The 486-nt window shown below is 61.3% G+C and carries 1 protein-coding gene; it reads left to right on the plus strand.

Annotated features, from left to right (window positions below; all coding sequences use genetic code 11):
* The coding region (locus QCE48_RS31745; protein WP_309794510.1) for a nucleoside 2-deoxyribosyltransferase at nucleotides 1–349 on the plus strand (349 nt) is incomplete at its 5' end.
* Between the last annotated feature and the right edge of the window lie 137 nt (nucleotides 350–486).

The raw sequence follows: 486 nt of genomic DNA on the forward strand, positions 1-486 counted from the left end.
GGCCGATATCGTGATGGCGAACCTGGACGACTTTCGTGGTGCAGGCGAACCAGACAGCGGCACCGCGTTCGAAGTCGGCTTCGCTGTCGCGCTCGGCAAACCGGTGTGGGCGTATCGGTCAACCGAAGCGACGCTCGCTCAACGCGTTGAGGCAGGAGCGACTGAAAACGAAGGCGCTTTCTGTGCCGGCGGCTATCTCATTGAGGACTTCGGCCTGAGCGTCAATCTGATGCTCGCTTGCTCCGCGCAGATTGTCGTAGGCGGGCCGCCTGCTTGCCTCGATGCCATTAGGAGCCTGGTCGACGACGGCACCCCCGGCTTTGGCGGCTCGGGGTTGGCGAAGCGTTAGCTTCGCTGTAGGGTTTGGGTTGAGCGAACTTCAGTATATCGTAAGCGCTCGATCTCCCACACACGGGGCCAAGATGGCCGCGTAGCAACGGTCGCGTCAATACGGCGGTTGGATCAAGCGTTGTTACGCGGTCAAGT

Source organism: Caballeronia sp. LZ024 (genome assembly GCF_031451455.1).
In the GTDB taxonomy this organism is placed as follows: domain Bacteria; phylum Pseudomonadota; class Gammaproteobacteria; order Burkholderiales; family Burkholderiaceae; genus Caballeronia; species Caballeronia telluris.